The sequence below is a fragment of the bacterium genome (genome assembly GCA_030697795.1).
Classification (GTDB): Bacteria; Patescibacteriota; Minisyncoccia; order JACQLN01; family JACQLN01; genus JACQLN01.
In genome coordinates, this window is record JAUYOV010000018.1 from 1 (window position 1) to 3857 (window position 3857).

Annotated in this window: 5 protein-coding genes; all 5 read right to left on the reverse strand. The window is 39.5% G+C overall.

All coding sequences use genetic code 11. The annotated features are described in order from the left end of the window. Positions 1–582, reverse strand: a 582-nt coding sequence (locus tag Q8Q95_04605) for a glycosyltransferase (protein MDP3764860.1), incomplete at its 3' end; no start/stop codon positions are given. Next, complete coding sequence (locus Q8Q95_04610; protein ID MDP3764861.1) at positions 579–1598, reverse strand: glycosyltransferase family 4 protein; 1020 nt, start codon at positions 1596–1598, stop codon at positions 579–581. The genes Q8Q95_04610 and Q8Q95_04605, both read right to left, overlap by 4 nt. Continuing rightward, entirely contained in the window at positions 1595–2605 is a 1011-nt protein-coding gene (locus tag Q8Q95_04615; GenBank protein MDP3764862.1) for a glycosyltransferase family 4 protein, read from the reverse strand. The genes Q8Q95_04610 and Q8Q95_04615 overlap by 4 nt, the downstream gene beginning before the upstream one ends. A gap of 97 nt (positions 2606–2702) precedes the next feature. Then, positions 2703–2885, reverse strand: a complete 183-nt coding sequence (locus Q8Q95_04620) for a hypothetical protein (protein MDP3764863.1) — start codon at positions 2883–2885, stop codon at positions 2703–2705. A 161-nt stretch (positions 2886–3046) separates the two neighbouring features. Further along, on the reverse strand, positions 3047–3857 hold an 811-nt coding region (locus Q8Q95_04625), incomplete at its 5' end, for a glycosyltransferase family 4 protein (protein MDP3764864.1).

Here is a 3857-nt window from a genome sequence, read left to right on the forward strand (position 1 = left end):
TTGATACTTCCAAAAATTTAGCACGCGCTCCATCGGCCAATGGAAATCGTAACGACTTTGAAGCTCGCCGACTTTGTATTTCAAGCGATCAAATTCCAAGCGCTCATGCACCTTGCCCTTAAAATATGGCTTTATTTTGCGATTTATGAGCCTTGTTTGATACGAAGGATAACTTGCCTCGTGCCTTATTTCTTTGCCGTCTATAAAAATTCTTGTGGGCATGCGATAAACCAGAAATTCCGGACGCTGATTCGTGGTTATCTTTCTAATCTCTTCAATGACTCCTGGGGATAAAGTATCGTCCGAATCCATAAAAAAATACCAATCATAGGACGACGCTAACATATTCTTCATCCGGACATTGGCTTTATCTTTTACGCAGCGCAGATTGGGTTTGTTGGAATCGTATTGTTTTATTATTTTAGCTTCGTATTCGCGGGCGATTTCTAAAGTATTATCGGTGCTGTTGCCGTCGCAGATTATAATTTCGGCAAAGTCCTTGAGCGAATCCAAACAGCGCCGGAGTGTCTGGCCGTTATTCAGCGTCAGTATGCCGACTGAACATGGTATTTTATCGCTCATAAATTAACAACTATTTTCTCCACTAAATTATTTAAATTATGGTTTTGTGCTATCGTTTTCCGTAATGATAAATCTTTGCCCATGAATTTCAACCGGACAATCCGCTCCGCCATCGCGCGCGGATTTTTTTGTTTTACTAAATACCGATCAGGCAAAATTTTGTAGAACGCCTCGCTGGTGGTGACAACCGGCAAGGCGCAGGACATCGCTTCTAAAACGGCTTTGTCAAGGCTTCCGGTTTCACTGGCATGCAACAAAATATCGTGGCTGCTATAAACGTCCGGCATTTCGGCATAAGTTTTTGGCCCAATGAAATTGACAATGTTTTGCAAGCTTTTCTTTTTAATTAAATCATCAAGCTTATTTTTATAGCTAAAATCTGCAGAGGTCATCGGAGCGCCCACAACATCTAGAACTGCGTCATAGCCGCGGGTTTTTACGACCCCCATGACTTCCAATAAAAATTCATAATCTTTGGAAAGAGTTATGCGCCCTACGCTTAAAATTTTCAAACTCTCGCTGTTTTTCGGTAAATCTTTTGGTTTAAAATACTCCGTATCAATCCCATGGCCGGTTATGATGATTTTTTTAGAGTCCAAACGGCAGCTTTCGGTAGAAGCGGTAAAGATTTTCTCAACCAATGTTTCGGCAAGCCGAAGCGAAAAAGTTACCGACTTATGCGTGTACCATAAATATATTTTTTTCCGGAAAATTAAAGCAATGGGCCAAACCAAAATAACCCAAGCTGGGATCATGTGAACAAATATTGCATCGGTTTTAGGCAAAATCTCAAATAGATATTTATAAAAATTTAAATATCGCCTGATTCTGCCTAATCCTTTTTCTCTTCCCAAAGACTCCAGACGAACGTTAGGCGGCAAGGCGTAATTTCCAAGATAGTTTGCGACCACAAAAAGCTTGCCAGTATTTTTAGAAAATTGTTCCAGCCAGCGATGAAAGAATCCTAAATTATCATCATTTTTATCAACTTTTTGAGTGAGAATTAAAAGGTTCATTTTTTATTTATGCATACCTCAAAACTTCTCTTATATAACTTTAAATATTCCTCTTTTGTTTGGGGAATAAGAGGTTTTGGCGGTTTGAGTCGACTAGCAAAAGCGGCGTTAATTTTTTCAGCTAAATCGTCTTTGTCTCCAACTTTAAAGATGCAGCTCTGGTCTAAAACTTCTGGGGCGATGCCTACATCGCTTGAGATAATTTTTGCCCCGGCAGATGCAGCCTCAATCAAAGTGCGCCCATACCCCTCATAATTTGAAGTCAGCAAAAATAAATCGCAGGTTTTGTAATAAGAAATAATATCTGCGGTGTTTATCTCAAAAACAACATTGTCGCCCAGCTCTATGCTATACGCTTTAAGCCGTAAGCTATCTTTTTCCGGCCCGTCGCCGACAACAAGAAGTATTATTTGCTTATTCGCGCGAATTAGAGACAGTGCCTCAAGCGCCAGTCCGATATTTTTTTCTTGTGTTATTCGGGAAGCCATCAAAATTATAAAGAGGCCCGGATATTTTTTATGTAGATCGGTTTTAATAAGTGTATTTTTAAATTTTTCGACATCAACAAAAATTGGGAGGGTGGTAACGCAGCTGGAAAGTGACTTATTATAATTAATCACTGATTTTTTAATTCTCTCACTCACAACGCGAATACACCCAGCTCGCGGTAGTAAAAACTTTGCTAGCATAACGCGTATTTTATTTTTTAAAGATTGCTCCTTAAAATAAGGGCTTAGAATATCAGTATGTATCTGCATCTGCCAAGGAATCCTAAATAATTTTGAAAAAAGCCAAGCCAAAAAAAAGTGTTCCGTATCCTGGGCCGTAATAATATCTAGTTTTTTTTGTAGCAGCATTTTAAGCCCAGAAAAAAACGCACCCATAAATCTAAAAGCGTTTCCGTAGGCAAGCAAAATATCAAGCTCGCCGAAAGCTTCTCTATACTCCACCATTCTTTTGCCAACTTCCGTATTCGGATCCAAAACCCCCGGATCCCCGCTTATCATTAAAACTCGCATTGTTTCATTATAACCCCGCGAAGAACCAAAAAAGCTCACGAGGCGAGCTTTTTTGGACTAATATTTCAACAGAGAAACAGGCGCATTAAACTGCTTCAGCAAACTTAAATAACACGCCTACCAAGATATCGTTAGCCTTCATTATTAGCTTTAATAAAGCTCCCGGCATATGAATAGTGCGCGCGTAAGAAAGCATTAAATTCTTGTCTTGAGTTCTAAAGAGCTCTCTTTCAAATTCTGCTGCCATTTCTCTAGATTTGAATATCATAAGGCTAATCTTAACCATCCAAGCGCCAATGCAAAGCGCCCTAGTTTCTAAATTACAAGGGGTTAACGTAAACTTCGAAAAAATATAGTTCTTCATAAGAATAAACAGTTATCTTACTAATAAATCCATTGTACCCCTACGCTTTGCCAATGTCAAGCCGCTTATCCACAGAAGGCCCTTATTGTGCCTTTTATCATCCTCTCTTTTGAGAATTCTGCCGCTTTTTTCTTGGCGTTTTTGGATAATTTTTGAGCTAAAAAATTATTAGATAAAAGTTCAATTATTTTTTCTTTTAACGCTTCTTTGTCGTTGAACTTTAGCAAAAAACCGGATTCGCCGTCTTCAATAAGCTCTGGATTACCTCCGGAGTCGGTTGTTACAACTGGCACGCCGAGCGCCATTGCTTCTAAAATTTGGTGTGAAAATCCTTCATAGGCCGTGTTTAGCGCAAAAACGTCAGCGGCGACTAAATACTCTAAAACTTTTTCGCGCGTCAGGTTTCCAACCATAATAATGCGATCCTCTAATTTTAAATTTTGAATTTTTAATTTTAAATTTTTATATTCCGGCCCATCCCCAATAATAATCAGCCTTGCCTCCGGTATTTCTTTCAAAATCTCCGGCATAATTTCAATCAGCGCGCCGAATCCTTTCCAAGGCACTAGCCTGCCTGCCGAGACTATTAGTCGAGAGTCAATGAGTTGTTGAGCGGGTTTGGCGAAGCCACCCCGAGCCATGCGAGGAAAGCGAAACAACTCATTGTCTTGAAAGGTATTATAAACCACGGAAATTTTTTCTGGCCTAATTCCCCATCTTGTCACAACCCTCTTCAAATACTCGCTAGGTACAATAATTTTTTTAGCGCGATTTGCGACAAATTTTTGGATTTTTCTTAAAAGCTCCACTTCCCATCTGTATTTGTTTCTTAAAAAATCATCCAAGACTGCTTTTACTCCGAATCGCTGAACGCCC

What these genes read in the sequence shown, in the direction of transcription:
- Q8Q95_04610 (MDP3764861.1), bottom strand. Translation starts at nt 1,598, where the DNA reads ATGAACCTTTTAATTCTCACTCAAAAAGTTGATAAAAATGATGATAAT.
- Q8Q95_04615 (MDP3764862.1), bottom strand. Translation starts at nt 2,605, where the DNA reads ATGATAAGCGGGGATCCGGGGGTTTTGGATCCGAATACGGAAGTTGGC.
- Q8Q95_04620 (MDP3764863.1), bottom strand. Translation starts at nt 2,885, where the DNA reads ATGATATTCAAATCTAGAGAAATGGCAGCAGAATTTGAAAGAGAGCTC.